The 16,348-nt window shown below is 43.6% G+C and carries 12 protein-coding genes; 3 read left to right on the forward strand and 9 right to left on the reverse strand.

All coding sequences use genetic code 11. The annotated features are described in order from the left end of the window. Window position 1: 1 nt before the first annotated feature. The 3 genes from ACIP6T_RS08550 (at window position 2) to ACIP6T_RS08560 (ending at window position 2,567) form a co-directional block, all read left to right on the forward strand. The gene (locus ACIP6T_RS08550) at window positions 2-478 is read left to right on the forward strand and encodes a YbaK/prolyl-tRNA synthetase associated domain-containing protein (protein WP_345829057.1); all 477 of its coding nucleotides are present in this window, start codon (window positions 2-4) and stop codon (window positions 476-478) included. Window positions 479-544: 66 nt separating this feature from the next. Next, window positions 545-1,342 carry an ABC transporter substrate-binding protein gene (locus ACIP6T_RS08555; protein WP_345829055.1) on the forward strand — a complete coding sequence of 266 codons (798 nt, stop codon included), beginning with the start codon at window positions 545-547 and terminating at the stop codon, window positions 1,340-1,342. A 112-nt stretch (window positions 1,343-1,454) separates the two neighbouring features. Next, window positions 1,455-2,567, forward strand: coding sequence for a succinylglutamate desuccinylase/aspartoacylase family protein (locus tag ACIP6T_RS08560; RefSeq protein WP_345829053.1), 1,113 nt, complete (start codon window positions 1,455-1,457; stop codon window positions 2,565-2,567). 32 nt (window positions 2,568-2,599) lie between these two features. On the opposite strand, the gene gndA is transcribed toward ACIP6T_RS08560, so the two are convergent. The 9 genes from gndA to ACIP6T_RS08605 all read right to left on the reverse strand — a co-directional run bounded on the left by gndA (window position 2,600) and on the right by ACIP6T_RS08605 (window position 16,137). After that, window positions 2,600-4,009, reverse strand: coding sequence for an NADP-dependent phosphogluconate dehydrogenase (gene gndA / locus ACIP6T_RS08565; protein WP_345829051.1), 1,410 nt, complete (start codon window positions 4,007-4,009; stop codon window positions 2,600-2,602). Between the two features lie 129 nt (window positions 4,010-4,138). Further along, a complete protein-coding gene (locus ACIP6T_RS08570) occupies window positions 4,139-5,251 on the reverse strand; it encodes a glycosyltransferase family 4 protein (protein WP_400456406.1) in 1,113 nt (370 codons plus the stop codon). Next, a complete protein-coding gene (locus ACIP6T_RS08575; protein WP_345829047.1) occupies window positions 5,248-6,390 on the reverse strand; it encodes a glycosyltransferase family 1 protein in 1,143 nt (380 codons plus the stop codon). The genes ACIP6T_RS08570 and ACIP6T_RS08575 overlap by 4 nt, the downstream gene beginning before the upstream one ends. Window positions 6,391-6,432: 42 nt before the next feature. Continuing rightward, a complete protein-coding gene (locus ACIP6T_RS08580; RefSeq protein ID WP_400456408.1) occupies window positions 6,433-10,083 on the reverse strand; it encodes a glycosyltransferase in 3,651 nt (1,216 codons plus the stop codon). Then, window positions 10,083-11,321 (reverse strand): class I SAM-dependent methyltransferase, encoded by a 1,239-nt coding sequence (locus tag ACIP6T_RS08585; protein WP_345829043.1) that lies wholly within the window; start codon window positions 11,319-11,321, stop codon window positions 10,083-10,085. Before ACIP6T_RS08585 ends, ACIP6T_RS08580 begins: the two co-directional genes overlap by 1 nt. Next, complete coding sequence (locus ACIP6T_RS08590; protein ID WP_345829041.1) at window positions 11,314-12,534, reverse strand: ABC transporter ATP-binding protein; 1,221 nt, start codon at window positions 12,532-12,534, stop codon at window positions 11,314-11,316. The genes ACIP6T_RS08585 and ACIP6T_RS08590 overlap by 8 nt, the downstream gene beginning before the upstream one ends. After that, complete coding sequence (locus tag ACIP6T_RS08595; RefSeq protein WP_345829039.1) at window positions 12,534-13,328, reverse strand: ABC transporter permease; 795 nt, start codon at window positions 13,326-13,328, stop codon at window positions 12,534-12,536. Before ACIP6T_RS08595 ends, ACIP6T_RS08590 begins: the two co-directional genes overlap by 1 nt. Further along, window positions 13,321-14,706, reverse strand: a complete 1,386-nt coding sequence (cpsG, locus tag ACIP6T_RS08600) for a phosphomannomutase CpsG (protein WP_345829038.1) — start codon at window positions 14,704-14,706, stop codon at window positions 13,321-13,323. The genes ACIP6T_RS08595 and cpsG overlap by 8 nt, the downstream gene beginning before the upstream one ends. A 9-nt stretch (window positions 14,707-14,715) precedes the next feature. Next, window positions 14,716-16,137, reverse strand: coding sequence for a mannose-1-phosphate guanylyltransferase/mannose-6-phosphate isomerase (locus tag ACIP6T_RS08605; RefSeq protein ID WP_345829036.1), 1,422 nt, complete (start codon window positions 16,135-16,137; stop codon window positions 14,716-14,718). Between the last annotated feature and the right edge of the window lie 211 nt (window positions 16,138-16,348).

Raw genomic sequence — 16,348 nt, forward strand, 5'->3', positions numbered from 1 at the left:
CATGACCACCCATGAAAAACTGCTCGCCCTGCTCGACCAGCATCGGGCGCGCTATCGCGTGATGACGCATGAAGCGACTGGCAAATGTGAAGCGGTGGCGGCGATTCGCGGAACTGAAGTGGGACAAGGCGCGAAAGCGCTGGTGTGTCATGTGAAAGGTAACGGCATCAAACAGCATGTGCTGGCGGTGTTGCCCGCCGATCGGCAAGCCGATCTCAGCAAAGTGGCAGCGGCAGTTGGCGGCCGTCGTGCGTCGCTGGCCTCGCCGGCGGAAGTGGATGCGCTAACCGGCTGCGTGTTTGGTGCCATTCCGCCGTTTAGTTTCCATCCGGATTTACAATTAGTGGTGGATCCGCTGCTGTTTGAACGCTATGACGAAATTGCCTTTAATGCAGGCTTGCTGGAGCAGTCGGTGGTGCTGAATATCGCGGATTATCAGGCGCTGCATAATGGTAACGTGATGAAAATAATCCTCTAATTGCCATGTCCGACGGTGAGCGGTACTCTTCGTGATTCAACATCACAACACAAGAAGACCGATATTATGGCAAGTTCTCGTTTTACCGCCCGCCTGCGTCAGACGCTGGCGCTGGCTGTGCTGGCAGGTTGCGCATTCGGCGCACAGGCGAAAATTGATCAGGTGCGTTTCGCGGTTGATCCAACCTATCCCCCATTCGAATCCAAAACGCCACAGGGCAAGCTGGTCGGTTTTGATATCGATCTCGGCAATGCGCTGTGCGAACAGATGCAAACCAAATGCGTCTGGGTAGAGAGCCAGTTCGATGGCATGATCCCGGCGCTAAAAGCGCGTAAGTTTGATGCCATTCTGTCTGATATGGGCATCACCGAAGAGCGTCTGAAGCAGATTGATTTCACCGTGCCGCTGTATGACACCCATACTCAACTGATTGCGCGTAAAGGCTCCGGCCTGCTGCCAACCGCCGAATCACTGAAAGGCAAAACCGTGGGCGTTGAGCAAGGCACGGTGCAGGAGCGTTATGCACTTGCTAAATGGCAACCACACGGCGTGCAGGTGGTGCCTTACGGCGATCAGGCGCAGGTTGAGAGCGACTTAATTTCAGGCCGACTTGACGTGGTGTTCACCGATGCGGCACAGGCGGCCAATGGCTTCCTGAAGCATCCGCAGGGTAAAGATTTCGAACTGGCGGGCCCGATTGTGCAGGATCCGATTATCGGTCCAGGCACCGCCATTGGTCTGCGTAAAGGCGACACCGAACTGAAAACCGCACTGGATAACGCGTTTGCCGAACTGAAGAACAACGGCACTTTCGATAAAATTCAGAAACAGTACTTCGCGACTGACATCTCCATCCAGCAGTAATCTTTTGGGCGGCTTTTTTGCCGCCCTTTTTGCACTCAGCACTATAATTCCATCAGAAAATGCATCTGGCGTCGCTGAAAGCGTGCCATGAATAAAGGACATCGATAGCGTTATGCAACAACAACATCATCCTCTATTAAGCGCCTCGCTGGGCACGCAACGCGAAATTGTTAGTTTCCACTTTGGTACTGATTCGCAGCAGCGCGTTTATATTCAGGCCGCTCTGCATGGCGATGAACTGCCAGGTATGGCGGTGGCATGGTATTTGAAGCAAAAGCTATTAGCGCTGGAATCTGCTGGCAAGCTCAAATCCAAAATCACACTGGTGCCGGTGGCTAATCCTCTGGCGATGGGCCAACACTGGCACGGCAGCCATCTGGGCCGTTTTCATACTTTATCGGGTCAGGACTTCAATCGCCGCTTCCCGGCACTGGGAGAAGCCCTGATTGAGGAGCTGGCAGACTCGCTCACGCAGAGTGAATACGAAAACAAACGTCTGATTCGCGAGGCGATCGATCGTCACTATCGCAGCCTGATGGCGCGCACCGAGCTCGATTCTCAGCGCTTTACGCTGATGCGTATGGCCAGCCAGGCAGATTTGATGATTGACCTGCACTGCGATTGGGACGCGCTGCCGCATCTGTACACCACGCCGCACGCGTGGCCGGATATCGAACCGCTGGCGCGCTGGCTGGGAAGTGAAGTGCAGCTGCTGGCACAGATATCAGGTGGTGAGCCGTTTGATGAAGCCTGCTGTGAGCCGTGGCTAACCCTGGCTGAGCGCTTTGGCGACGAGTACCCTATGCCGCGCGGATTGCTGCCGGTAACGCTGGAGCTGCGCGGTTTGGCGGATGTATCGCCAGAGCAGGCGGAAAAGGATGCTGACGCGATCATCAATGCGCTGATTGAAGGCGGCTATATCACCGGCGAATTGGGCGATTCCCCTGCCCTGCTCCATCCAGCGACTCAGCTGGCAGGCTGTGAGTATATCCATGCGGCGCATTCGGGGCTGGTGCTTTATCGACGCAAGCTGGGCGAATGGATTAAAGCCGGGGAAGTTGTCGCAGAAGTCGTAGATCCGATTACTGACCAGGTAACACCGCTGGTGGCTGAGTTTGGTGGCGTGCTGTATGCAAGGAATCTGACTAAGTTTGTCACGGCTGGGATGCTGGTGGTGCGGCTGGCTGGGGAGAATGCGGGGAGACGGGGGGAGTTGTTGGTATAAAAAAAGGCTTCCCGAAGGAAGCCTTATTGCTATTAATCCAACCACTCGGTGTGGAATACGCCATCTTTATCGATGCGCTTATAAGTATGAGCACCGAAGTAGTCACGCTGAGCCTGAATCAGATTAGCTGGCAGAACTTCTGAACGGTAGCTATCGTAATAAGCGATCGCCGCTGAGAAGGTTGGCGTCGGGATACCATTCTGAATTGCATAAGAAACAACATCACGCAACGCCTGCTGGTATTCATCAGCGATATTCTTGAAGTATGGATCCAGCAGCAAGTTAGCGATGTCTGCATCGTTCGCGTAAGCATCAGTGATTTTCTGCAGGAACTGAGCACGGATGATGCAACCCGCACGGAAGATTTTAGCAATCTCACCGTAATGCAGATCCCAGTTGTTCTCTTCCGATGCAGCGCGCAGCTGAGAGAAGCCCTGAGCGTAAGAAACGATTTTGCCCAGATACAGAGCGCGACGCACTTTTTCTACGAACTCAGCTTTATCACCAGTGAAGGCTTTCGCCTGCGGGCCGCTCAATACTTTGGAAGCCGCAACGCGCTGGGTTTTCAGGGAAGATAAATAACGGGCAAATACAGATTCAGTGATCAGTGAAAGCGGCTCACCAAGATCCAGTGAGCTCTGGCTGGTCCATTTACCGGTACCTTTATTGGCTGCTTCATCAAGAATCACATCAACCAAATATTTACCGTCTTCGTCTTTCTTGGTGAAGATATCTTTAGTGATGTCGATCAGGTAGCTGCTCAGCTCGCCGTTGTTCCACTCGGTGAATGTTTCAGCCAGCTCTTCGTTGTTCAGACCGAGCGCGCCTTTCAACAGCGCATAGGCTTCAGCAATCAGCTGCATGTCACCGTATTCGATGCCGTTATGTACCATCTTCACATAGTGACCAGCGCCATTCGGGCCGATGTAAGCTACACAAGCTTCACCATCTTCCGCACGCGCAGCGATCTTATCCAGAATAGGCGCAACCAGTTCATATGCTTCTTTCTGGCCACCAGGCATGATAGATGGCCCTTTCAGTGCACCCTCTTCACCACCAGAAACGCCGGTACCGATGAAGTTGAAGCCCTGGTCAGAAAGCTCTTTGTTACGACGAATGGTGTCTTTATAGAAGGTGTTACCGCCATCGATCAGGATATCGCCCTTATCCAGGTGCGGAGTCAGGGAAGCGATGGTTTTATCAGTCGCTTCACCAGCCTGTACCATCAGCAGGATACGGCGTGGTTTTTCCAGCGATTCAACAAACTCTTCAACAGTATAGAAAGGAGCGAGTTTCTTTTCTTGGTTCTCAGCGATGACTTCATCAGTCTTTTCGCGTGAACGGTTGAAGATAGAAACAGTGTAACCGCGGCTCTCAATGTTAAGAGCCAAGTTGCGGCCCATTACTGCCATACCTACAACACCGATTTGTTGCTTGGACATTTTGTACTCCTGTCTGAAGGTCTCATTACCAGACAAATTCTGCTGGCGAACAAAGGTGGAAATTATGTTAACTCACTACAGTCATATTCGGGTAGTGAATGATGCTAAAGTCACCAACCAAAAAAACAACTACTTTATCAATGACTTATACAGAAACTGGTATGCTGAGACCATTTTTTCACCTGTAAAATGTTCCCGGTAACGCTCGTAAGCCTTATTTCCGTAAGTCTTTGCCAATTCCGGGTTTTCCCACAATGTCTCTAGCGCCATTGCCAATGCTTCCGGATCAGATGGTGGAATGACAATACCAGTCTCATTATGAATGTTTATCCATGATGTTCCTGTACCTATCTCACTCGAGATGAGAGGTTTGCTAAACATCGCCCCTTCTAATAATGAAATACCAAATGCTTCTGATCTTAAATGTGATGGGAAAACCATCGCATAGCAGAGATGTAACAACGCTATTTTATCAACGTCATCTAGTGCACCAAGGAAAATAATATTCTTGAGACCAAGTTTTTCGACTTGCAATTTCAATTCATTCTCGATGGGTCCAGATCCCACAATAATTACTGGGAAATCTTTATCCTTATTAGCATCTAATAGTACATGCAATCCTTTATAATAACGAAGTGTTCCGACAAAAAGAAAAAAACGCTCAGGTAGTCTGGTTCGCCAGGAATTAAGCACCGCGGAATTTGGTAGGTCATACCCTTCCTGATTAATTCCAATAGGTATTACCTCAACCTTATCTAGGTATTTTTTTAAGGTTGGACTTGTTTCCACATAGTTTGGTGAAGTAGCAATTATCTTGTCTACAGATGATAAAAACTTATGCATTAATGGTGTGTAAATTTTTAGTAATTTCTTCTGACGCACTATATCAGAATGATAGCTTACTACCGTTGGCTTGTTTATCTTACAAATAAAATGCAAAGCATCCATGAATGGCCATGGGAAGTGGTAATGAATAATGTCGGCCTCACTTGAAAGTTCTTTAAACAGTGATAGTGCGCTAAATGAAAATGGACTTGATGCTACGGAGAAATCCGAATGGATCTTGAAGGCGTTATGAGAGGCTATGGTTGCGTTAAGATTTGTCTCACCGGGGGTCAATGAGAGAACATTAGTCTCAATATCGCTATTTTTTGAGCCCTCGGCAAGTTGGAATATAACTTGTTCAATACCACCGAACGTATCTGGATAATAAGTTTTATAAAAATGAAGAACTTTTATCATAAATGAATTAATTCTTTATAAACATCCATCGTTTGTTGGGCGCACTTTTCCCAACTGAAACGTCTGGCATGAATGATTCCCCGCTCAATTGCATGATTTCTATGTTCATCAGAGCATAATGCAATTTCGAGCTGATTTCGTATACCCTCAACATCCCCTGCCTCATGAAAAAATGAGTTTTCACCGGCTACCTCTGGTAATGAGGAGTTATTTGAACATACTACCGGAACACCAGACTGTAGTGCTTCTAAAACAGGCAAGCCAAACCCCTCATAATTACTGGGAAAACAAAATACTTTGGCTGCACTGTAAAGCAGAGGTATATCCGCATTAGGAATATATCCCAGGTAAATCAGCCATCCCTCACTTTGTGCTTTTTTAATTCTAAAAAGAATCTGCTCGTTTCTCCACCCCTTAAACCCACTAATAACCAGTGGATAAGAGAGCCTAAGTTCAGCTGGCATAGATTCATAAGCGTCGATGAGAGAAACTATATTTTTACGGGGCTCAATAGTGCCGACGAATAGTGAAAACCCTTGGTATTTTAAGTTATATTTTTTTAATACCGATGATGTTTGTAACTCATCCCTCGGAAAAAAGTTCTTTGAAGCAGCCAAATGCGTAGTTTTTATTTTATCACTCGGGTAATCGAAACGCTCACACAGTTCTTTTTTGATATATTCCGAAACCGTAATAATAAAATCGCTGCGTTTAAGTCCTTTTAGAATTTCTTGCTGGGTGTATTTACACCTTTTCGGCTCAAAAAAACTCGGGTATATGAACGGACTGAGATCATGAAATGTACACACTTTTTTAGCTTCATGCTCTGGTAAAAAAAAATTCGGACCATGATAAATATAGTTGCCGTAGCGTGACAGTATTCTTTTTTTTATTTTTGGTGAAAGCGTTTGATATATTTTAATTGCTGCGGAATTGTTTTTAAGAATGTTTTTTAATCCATGTGATAATGTTATACCTGTGTTTTCATCAGGTATATCCTGAACAATCTTTTTCCCATCAAAGTAGAGAAGCTCATCGATTTTTTTTATTTTTTTTAACGCTTTTGCTAATTCGTAAGTATAACGACCAATACCTGTTATGGGATATTTTATTGGTTCGATAGAGAGAATAACCTTCATAAATTCCTCATGAGAGCCTTATAACTATGGCTCATAGTACAATTAATTGAAATCTTTGATTACTCTATTTCTAATCAAACCGTTACAGATATTATCAAGTCGCATGCCTACAACACGATAATCATGCTGACTGCGCCAACTCTCCGCTGAATTCGTAACCGCTTCCCATTTCGGGCTTTCGCTTTTAATTTCATTAAGCTGTGTAGTGATGTCTTTAGCAATCTGGGCGGCAGTGAATCCATTAAACTTAAATACTGCATCACCAAGGTCGTCAAAGATGGGAATAGGAGTAACCATAACAGGTTTGCTTGTAGCCATCCCATATCGTACCGCCCCGCTAGCAGACTCCCCAGTATCTTGATAGGCAAAAAGGAGCAGATCAGCTTCTGACAATAAGTTTAAACTTTCATCATCAGATAAGAAACTATTATGGAATTCCACGAGATCGCAAATATTATTTTCGTTAACATATTTTTTCAATTCAAAAATTAAATCTCGGGACTCACCAACAGGAAATTCAGCATTAACCAGTTTTAATTTAACTGTATTGTTTTGGTCTCTTAGAATTTTTACCGCTTGTACAATTTCACTAAGACCTTTATGAGGTAAGCAGAAACCATAACTAGCGATAACTGGCATGCTTTTTTTAGTTTGTGGCTTAAGTGATAAACTTCCGTTGCTTAAAACACCATGGGGAAAAAGCATTACGTTTTCTTCCACCCCAAGAGACTTTAAGCGATTCATGTCGGCAAAGGAATGCACTAACAGACGGTCACAGCATTTTAAGGCATCAAGCATATGCTCTAATTTAAAATTCTGTTCTGGTTTCTTTTCAGGATCAACTGTCGAATGCAGTGTCATCACAATAACTACATTTTTTTGTTTTAATGCGTAGATTAATTCTGACAGCTCGGCATGATTAAAAAATCCAAAATTAAACTGAATAATAATAGTATTAAGTCCAATACGCTCTATATGCTGGATGATAGAGTCGAAATCATTTCTTTCTTTACCAATATTCCAACTACGTATACTAAAGTCATTTTCTTTGTCAATGAGCTCTTGCCCATTGGGTGAAAAAATAACTGGATTAACACCAGACATATTATCAATCAAATGCTGTGAGTAAGTTGCGATGCCGCATTTGGTATTCCAGGTCGTTATCCAACCTATTTTTGCTTGTTGATTACACTCCCAATTTTTAGTTTCAAGAGAACGTATTGCAGAGACAGAACGCTGTGCGACAGCAGACCACGTAAAGCCAGAAAGAATTTTCTCACGTCCGTTTTTAGCCATTTCACTTCGCTGCTCTCTTGGTGTCAACACTGCAAGTTTCATATTTCTCGCCAGGTCATCAACATCGATATTGACCCAAGCAGAAGAGTAAAGACCAAAATGAGTTTTGGCATGAGCATAATGGTAATCCACCAGCCAACTATTCGTTGAATCACAAAAATCCTTTTGCCCGCTCCAGTTTGTGACAATAGCAGGCATTCCACTCAACATGGCTTCCGCAATGGGTAGCCCAAAGCCTTCCGCACAACTTGGCGCAACGAGCACATCGCATTGTTCATAGATGCTCTTAAGGCTACTTTCGTCAAGATCCTCTTTGATAATGATAACCTCAGGAAAATTCGGGCGTTCTTTCTGCCATGCTTCAAGGCTCTCAGAGATTGTATTATGGGGGTTGTCAAAAGTCTTAATGACTAAAGTCACATCATCTTCACGACTGAATGCTTGACCGTAGGCCTCAAGCATTGCTTCTGCCCCTTTACGCGGGAAGCATGATGAGACATGCAGAAAATGGAATCTTTTAATGGTTCCAAGTGAGTAGTCCTTTGCGTAAACACTTTCCCAGTGATCACAACCATTACCCGTTACTATTGCAGGTATGCGCAGGCCGTTATCAATGAGAATCTTTTTAACATGGTGTGAAGTACAGAGAACCGCATCAAGCTCTTGATTAAAACTATGAATCCACTCAAGCGGATATCCCGTTTCTTCCCAAGCATAACAGTGTAAAAATTTTACCTTAGAATTGAGCCCAGACACTCTTGGCGGGTAGATATTACGTGACTGAATGGAAACTGATTGAGTCTTCTCTTTGTCAGCCTTCTCATTCCATGCTAGCAAGTCAGCATTGGCCGATCTTTGCATGAAAGATAAGTTTGGGGAGAAATCGCCAGGCCCCTCAGTGGAATGCAGAATAATCTCTACGCCTTCTCTGGCAAGGCCACGAGCAAATTCACGATTGACCAAGGCGAGACTATAAGATGAGTCAAAGGGGCCATCGACCTGCCATTCCAATGGTTTAGATAGAACATGATTCAGTTCTACCCGTTTAAGATTACGGTCTAGCGCCTCGGCGACGCGTAAAATGTCCTGATCATTAGGCCTCACTTTGGTGCTAATTTTTTTTATGCTGTCGATTGCAGAGATAGCCTCTAAGGTACTCCCGCCTGCAACATTGATTTCAGACTCGAAGTGTTCAAGAGCTTCAAGAGCACGTAGAGCAGAAATGTCCCAAGAAAATTTTGTGGCTTGACTCGAAGCATGCTTTTGGAGGGAATGACGGAATTTGTCATTAATAATAACGTCACGAATTTTACACTTGATGGAGTTGACAGAAAATGGGTCGAAAAGCGCCTCTTCCAACCCAATAACTTCAGGTATACTGGTCACATTCGAACCAATTGTTGGCGCGCCACATCTCATTGCTTCTAAAATAGGAAGCCCGAACCCTTCATGCTCAGAGGCAAAAATAAATAGGAAGCAGTTCCGATAGAGAAGAATTAGTTCATCATCACTAACATAACCGGTCAAAATAACATCATTTTTTGACAGACCTGCCTTTTTTACGATAGATAGCAGATAGTTGCGTTCAGCCTCATTGACCTTGCTGATAATAACTAATTGCTTACTAAAGCGCAGTTCAGGTTCAATTTCAGAAAATGCAACAATAAGTCTTTCAAAATTTTTACGCTTATCAAAACCACCAGGCGCATAAAGAATAATATCTTTATTGATTGAGAATTTTTCTTTTACTTTATCGATTGTAATATCAATGATCTCTTTATCGTACCAGTCATCCTCAGTGGCAGATGAGATTGAAACAATTTTACCTAAAGCTTCAGGTAAACATTTATGAGTTTCATGGGCGGTATAATCTGAATTTGTCAGAATAAGATCTGCTATTTTCAGACATTCAATTTTCTTCATGTAGTATTGGCGAAAATGACCATCTTGCAGATAAGTCTTTTCATTGACTAAGGGTATAAGATCGTGATGAAGCACCGCTACTTTCGTATTGGTTTGCAATTTTTTAATGGTGAGCGTGGCGTCATCAATATGACCTTCGAATAGGCTAGTAATAAAAACCCAATCAACTGAAAGTGTGCGTATCATTTCCTCGCGAATAATTGCAGCAGCACTCTGTCTCCATTCATTTCCTTCATCGCAGGCACGAAGAGGTGCCGGTAGTTGACATACCAGAATGTTTTTTTCAGGTAACAGACCATCTAGAGTATTTTTTATGCCCTCAATAGTATGTTCAAAGTTACCATTAAGAAGAACATAGAAGTCGTGGTACCTGTTATTACGTAGTAAACTTTTAGTAATAGATAATGAATAGCGCCCTATCCCTCTGAATCTACTTTCAGTTTGTGCGCCCTGTAAATCGATTATAATTCTCATTATTTATTACCTTTATGATTCTTTACTTCATGGTCATGAAGATCTTGGTAGATCTCCTTAGCCCTGGTTGTCAAATTATCAAAATGCGATACAGATGAAGAATTATTATAATGATGCACGTGTTTTTTTTCTTTTAAAGATCTAAAATATACACTCTTTACTAAAGAATATATTCCGAGTTTACGCATCAAGCCCAAAACTCCAGACCTAGCCTTTGGGTATTTCATGGACACAAGGACAAGCCGCTGCAATATTTTGCGTACTATAGCTTTAGCAAGATATTTATGGCCTTTTTTACGAGCAACGTTTGCACGCTTACCTATTTCTATCATACCCCGTAAAGGAGCAGTAATGCGCCAAGAATTACTAGAATAAACTGCAGACAATCTTTGTTCTAATTCTTTATTAAAATCATTATTTCTTTTAATTTCAGCACGAATGCTTTCAATTTCCTTAGCATGCTCCAAGGAGATAACATCCAGTTTATCTCCTATTACCATATCGTAGCGATCAGCAAGTTCATCTAAGGTTACACCGATCTTTTTAACAAAAAACTCGTCAAATTCGGTAGTTAACTCTAGAGAAGCTGCCTTTTGAGAAACACAACTATAATCCGGACTGACCCCCTTCAATACTTCCGATAGTGTAAGTTTAGAAGAACTATCTTTAATTCGGGCACTTTCTTGGAGTCTGACTATTCGCGTTCTTTCAAATCCATAATAATCATGCAGAAACTTTAATAGTTCCGGTGGGATAGGGTTATGATGAGTAGGATCCATGTAGAACGAACAACTTCCTACACTTATATTTTCGGGGTTCGGCGTTTCAAGTATAAGAAGACCACCGGGTTTTAATACCCGAAGCGCTTCTAGTACCAGCGTATGAACAATTTCAAACGGAAGATGCTCGACAATATGAAAGCCCGTGACTGCAATAACACTGTCACTATTTTGCCTCTTGAGAAAATTGATACAATCGTCTAATTCAACTGTGAGGCCATCTTTATGTGCTTCAGCAAGCATCCCCTCATCAAGGTCGACCCCTACTGCCTGAATATTGTTATCACGCAGTAATTTTAACCATTCACCACGTCCGCAACCTATATCGACGACGCTCGCATCAGGAAAGTAAGAATTAAGTTTAGTAATTAACGGCAAGTATACTGTTAATCTTTGACGGATATCGGCAACGCTACCACGATGTTTGTCTTCAAATGCACGGTAAAAATTATTACTCACCTTTAATCTCCAATTGGGGTGGCATCCAGGCTACGCCTATAAAGGATGGTTTACCGCTGTTCACAACTGTGAAAACTAAAGCAAGATCGCGCCATTCATAGTTTCTAGCAACATGTGTATCTGATGAATGTAAAGCGACTGCAATGGAATAGGAGCCAACGCCCAAATTGGCGTCAAAACTAAAGGTATACTCAATTTTTTTTCCAGCCGCAATCCCACTCAACACTTTATTCATGTGATGAGTATTTGTACCAAACACAGGCTGCCCTAAGCGATCTTTAATAACATAGCCCACGACTAATTCATCAATATCGTCATGTATATCAGCTTGAATTTTTAGTGAGACAGCTTCTCCGACCTGTAAAGTTTCAATCGACTCATTATCTTCATTTAGCAGCTCTATACGGCTAATACGCGCTTCTGCAGTACCTGAGAGCGTCGCTAATTTTCCATTATTATCACTCAACTTAATGGATTTTTTTTCTTTATCTGCAAGCAGCGCATTATAATAATCCATTACAGCCTCTGGTTTCCCCTCCATAGCCACCTCACCTTGGTTTAATAGGATGGCTCGATCGCAAATGCTTTGGATAGCCTGCTTATCGTGCGAGACTAGAAGCAATGTTGTTCCCTTTCTTCTAAATTCGCGAATGCGTTCGAAACTTTTGTGCTGGAAATAGGCATCTCCAACCGACAGCGCTTCATCAATGATCAGGATGTCTGGTCGAATAGCCGTTGCCACGCTAAAGGCCAGCCTTACCTGCATACCACTTGAATAAACTCGGACGGGTTGGTCAATATAGTCATCAATCTCAGCAAAGGACTCAATTTCTGGCATTAGTTGATTAATTTGTTCAATCGACAAGCCGAGTAATTGGCCAGACATGTAGACGTTTTGCCTGCCGGTGAAATCCGCATGAAATCCCATACCAAGTTCAAGCATTGCGGCAACACGGCCTGAAATATCAATATTACCTGTCGTAGGTTTAGCTGTGCCAGTAATTAATTTCAGCAATGTGCTCTTTCCAGCACCATTGATGCCAATGATGCCAACTGCTTCACCCTCATTTATTTCAAAATTAATATCTTTCAAAATCCACTTAAGGGAGTGTTGCGGCTTAATACCGGGAATCATCCATTCCTTCAATCGATGAACTTTTCTCTGATAAATTTTGTATGCTTTTCCAAGGCCGGAAACCAAGATATGAGTCATCAGAGTTCATCCACCATTTCAGTCGCGTGTCTTCTAAATAAAATAAATCCGTAGACACAAAAGATAATACTCAAAATCAGTACCGGAATTAGTGAGCTCCATTCTGGTATTTTATGGTAAGCAAATATCCCCTGATAAGACTGCATCAGACGTGCAACCGGATTAAACATAAGGATTTTGTGCGCCCATTGAGGCAGAGAATTTAATACGTAGACAATCGGGGTAAACCAGAACCAGAATTGTAATAACACACCAACAAACTGCCCAACATCTCTGAAAAACACATTCACAACACCAAAGATCATCCCTAACCCTGTCGCAAATGCTATTTGCAGCAAGATAACTGGAATCATTGTTAGAATCAGCCATCCAGGGAAGTTTCCGGTAAATATAAGGAATATAATGAAAAGTGAAAAAATTATTAAAAAATTAAGTATAGCTGATGCGACAACAATTAACGGCAAACAAATTTTAGGGAAGCTGAGTTTTTTTATCAAGTTGGCATTATTAATAAATACGCCCTGACTTTTATCTAAAATTTCGGTAAACAGCCCCCACGTTAAAACACCTGAACAAAGATAAATGCTATATGCAAATGATCCTGTGTTATCAGGCATTCTGGCTTTCATTACTTGAGAAAAAACCAATGTATACACTAAAATCATCGCAAGTGGTTGGAGCACTAACCATAGTGCTCCTAACATACTTGTTTGATAACGAGATTGAAAATCTCGCTTTATGCTGCTGATAATAAAACCGCGATATTGATAAATAGATTTCAACATGTCAAACATAATTACCCTTATCAAGTAAAGACAATATATCTGATGTCTTCTTCATCATGAGCTCAGGATTCTGTCGACTCTCTACGTTCAATCTCATTAATGGTTCAGTATTGGACGTTCTCAAATTAAAACGCCAATCCTCAAACGACATACTGAGTCCATCAGTTTTATCAATCTCCAGAGCGCCTGCACTGTATTTGTCTTCTATCAACTCAATGAGTTTGGCAGCATTATTAACTTTGCGATTAATTTCACCGGAGGCGGGAAACTTAGCCATTCGCTCTTTGACTAAAGATTGAAGACTCGCCTCATTCGTTTGGAGGAGCTCAGCCACTAAAAGCCATGGGATCATGCCGCTATCACAATAGGCAAAATCACGAAAATAGTGATGGGCGCTCATCTCACCACCATAAACAGCATCTTCTTCACGCATACGTTCTTTAATGAATGCATGCCCTGTTTTTGACATTATCGGGGTTCCTCCCACACTATTGACGACATCAACCGTATTCCAGCTGAGTCGAGGATCGTGGATTATTTTAGAACCTTGTTCTTTTTTTAAGAACGCTTCGGCTAATAGACCAACAATGTAATAGCCTTCAATAAATTCCGCATTTTCATCAAACAGGAAGCAGCGATCAAAATCACCATCAAAGGCAATACCCATATCTGCTGTATGCTCACGCACTGCATCAGACGTATCTTTGCGGCATTCAGGTAACAGAGGATTAGGAATACCGTTCGGGAAGTGACCATCTGCCTGATGATGAACCTTGATGAAACTAACCGGAGCATTAGCCTGCTGGAAGCGCTTTTCAATCTCGTCAATCACATGACCAGCGGCACCGTTACCTGAGTTAATCACCAGCTTCATTGGCTTTTTAAAATTAGCCAAATCAATGTAACCCATCAAATGATCAACATAGGCATCCAGAACGGAAATCTGCTTATAACTACCACGCTTGGCAGGATCAATTTCTGCAAATTGATTAGCTTCCGCGAGGCGCTGAACATCACGCAAACCAGTGTCACCGCTTATAGGGCGTGCACCTTCACGAACTAATTTCATTCCGTTGTAATTCATAGGATTATGGCTGGCCGTTACTTCAATGCCACCATCAATTCCCAGATGGAAAGTGGCAAAGTAGATCTCTTCTGTGCCACTCATACCAATATCCAGCACATCGGTGCCGGCATCCATTAAGCCATTTGCCAGCGCCATTTTAAGCGGTTCGCTTGTCAGGCGGACATCGCCTCCAACCACAATGGTTTTGGGTTTGATAAATTCGCCGTAAGCGCGGCCAATACGATAAGCGATATCTTCATTGAGCTCTTTACCAAGCTCACCGCGAATGTCATACGCTTTGAAACAAGTCAGTGCTTCCATTTTTTCTTATTATCCTTCTTTGCGAGCAAACTGTTCTTTAATCAAGATAAGATCATCATCACCAAGGTAAGAACCAGACTGGATTTCGAGGAGTTCTAATGGAATTTTGCCCGGGTTCTCTAACGTATGCTGGTGGCCAATCGGGATGAAGGTCGATTGGTTTTCCGTCAGCAGCAAGGTTTTATCCTGAATAGTAACTTTGGCCGTTCCGGAAAGAATGACCCAGTGCTCAGTTCTGTGGTAATGCATCTGCAGATCAAATGCTTCACCTGGTTTCACCGTAATGCGGTTTACGTTAAATCGACCGGTATTTACGATTAAATCGCAGCGTCCCCAAGGCCAATACGTTTCGCGGTGGCGACGATATTCGCTACGACATTCACTCTTCAGGAATTCGACCACGCGTTTAACGTCTTGTACCTGATCCTTACGCGCTACCAGCACCGCGTCTTTAGTATTAACGATGACCAAATCTTCCACGCCAATGGCAGCGACTAATTGATCTTCGCTATTGATGTAACAATTTTTGGTGTTATGCAGGAAAGTGTCACCTTTGAGCGAGTTGCCTGCAGCATCTTTCTCGTTTACTTCCCACAGCGCTGACCATGAGCCGACATCGCTCCACCCTGCATCAAGTGGCACAACCACCGCAGCATCAGTTTTTTCCATCACGGCATAATCAACCGATTCATCTGGACAGGCAGTGAAGTCTTCTTTATCAATGCTGATGAAGTCGCTGCCTTCATTAACATTAGCCATTGCTCGATGGCAGGCTTCCAGAATATCGGGACGGAACTTCTCAAGCTCTTGCAGATAGCGCTTGGCACGGAACATAAACATACCGCTGTTCCAGTAATATTCACCGGACGCTAAATAATCTTCTGCGGTTTTTAAATTTGGTTTCTCAACAAAGCGCTGCACGCCAAATGGCGCATCTTCGGAACCGGCAATCTGTGCACCACGATGGATATAACCGTAACCGGTTTCGGGGCCTGTTGGCACAATGCCAAAAGTAACTAAATGCCCCTGTTTGGCATATTTAGTAGCCGTTGAAATAGCTTGATGAAATGCCTCGCAGTTTTCGATCACATGATCAGCAGCCAGAACCAGCAGCACAGGATCATCACCCTGCTCAATCGCATTAATGGCCGCGAGAGCTATCGCCGGAGCGGTATTACGGCCGACCGGTTCGAGAATAATGTTGTGTGAAAGTTTGTTGATTTGACGCAGCTGCTCTGCAACCAGAAAACGGTGCTCTTCATTACAAATCACCAGCGGAGCACGGGCTTCCACGCCGTTAAGGCGATTTACCGTTTCCTGCAGCATTGAGTGCTGTCCATGCAAGCTGATGAACTGCTTGGGATAGAGTTCGCGTGAAAGGGGCCACAAACGACTGCCGGTTCCTCCGGCCATGATTACGGGAAGTAACATTCCACAACCTCTAATGTGTCTCTTTTAGACTGCTATATCATTTATCAGCGGGTTATTTTTTCATCAAAAATAAAAAACAGCCACGCTACCGCCCTTGGCTTGCAGCAACCACTTTGCTGTGTAACAAGTCAATCCTGTGCTTTTTATCTCAGACTGTTAAGCGCTCAATTATTCTGCAAAAACTGACTCAGTCTGAGACCACCGCAAATAA

The sequence above is a fragment of the Pantoea sp. NPDC088449 genome (assembly GCF_044753225.1).
Lineage (GTDB): Bacteria > Pseudomonadota > Gammaproteobacteria > Enterobacterales > Enterobacteriaceae > Pantoea > Pantoea floridensis.

What these genes read in the sequence shown, in the direction of transcription:
- ACIP6T_RS08595 (WP_345829039.1), bottom strand. Translation starts at nt 13,328, where the DNA reads ATGTTTGACATGTTGAAATCTATTTATCAATATCGCGGTTTTATTATC.
- cpsG (WP_345829038.1), bottom strand. Translation starts at nt 14,706, where the DNA reads ATGGAAGCACTGACTTGTTTCAAAGCGTATGACATTCGCGGTGAGCTT.
- ACIP6T_RS08580 (WP_400456408.1), bottom strand. Translation starts at nt 10,083, where the DNA reads ATGAGAATTATAATCGATTTACAGGGCGCACAAACTGAAAGTAGATTC.
- ACIP6T_RS08560 (WP_345829053.1), top strand. Translation starts at nt 1,455, where the DNA reads ATGCAACAACAACATCATCCTCTATTAAGCGCCTCGCTGGGCACGCAA.
- ACIP6T_RS08605 (WP_345829036.1), bottom strand. Translation starts at nt 16,137, where the DNA reads ATGTTACTTCCCGTAATCATGGCCGGAGGAACCGGCAGTCGTTTGTGG.
- gndA (WP_345829051.1), bottom strand. Translation starts at nt 4,009, where the DNA reads ATGTCCAAGCAACAAATCGGTGTTGTAGGTATGGCAGTAATGGGCCGC.
- ACIP6T_RS08590 (WP_345829041.1), bottom strand. Translation starts at nt 12,534, where the DNA reads ATGACTCATATCTTGGTTTCCGGCCTTGGAAAAGCATACAAAATTTAT.
- ACIP6T_RS08575 (WP_345829047.1), bottom strand. Translation starts at nt 6,390, where the DNA reads ATGAAGGTTATTCTCTCTATCGAACCAATAAAATATCCCATAACAGGT.
- ACIP6T_RS08550 (WP_345829057.1), top strand. Translation starts at nt 2, where the DNA reads ATGACCACCCATGAAAAACTGCTCGCCCTGCTCGACCAGCATCGGGCG.
- ACIP6T_RS08570 (WP_400456406.1), bottom strand. Translation starts at nt 5,251, where the DNA reads ATGATAAAAGTTCTTCATTTTTATAAAACTTATTATCCAGATACGTTC.
- ACIP6T_RS08555 (WP_345829055.1), top strand. Translation starts at nt 545, where the DNA reads ATGGCAAGTTCTCGTTTTACCGCCCGCCTGCGTCAGACGCTGGCGCTG.